The organism is Zooshikella sp. RANM57 (genome assembly GCF_050749885.1).
In the GTDB taxonomy this organism is placed as follows: Bacteria; Pseudomonadota; Gammaproteobacteria; order Pseudomonadales; family Zooshikellaceae; genus Zooshikella.
Map to the genome: position 1 here is coordinate 1 of NZ_JBOIUB010000078.1, position 255 is coordinate 255.

A 255-nucleotide genomic window follows, 5' to 3' on the forward strand; every position below is an offset into this window, starting at 1 on the left:
GCAAATAAGCATGCCCTATAAAGCTGGCTAATATGGGGAAGATCACGTGTTACTGTATTTGAACCGCCACCAAGACGAGACAGTAAATCAAGTTCGGCATCATCGGTCATAAAGGCACGCTTTAAGACCGCTCTGTCATGTGAGTATGGTGCATCTGGCGCACAATTAATTTCAGCACCACTAATATGAAAAGTCTCGCCACCCAATGGTGGGTTGTTAAATAATGCGTCAAACTGACTTAGCTGCCCTGCAGCA

The 255-nt window shown here is 45.5% G+C and carries 1 protein-coding gene; it reads right to left on the reverse strand.

Going from position 1 to position 255, the window contains the following annotated elements:
• A partial coding sequence (locus tag ACQ96U_RS27210; RefSeq protein ID WP_431724416.1) for a hypothetical protein occupies positions 1–255 on the reverse strand: 255 nt, incomplete at both ends.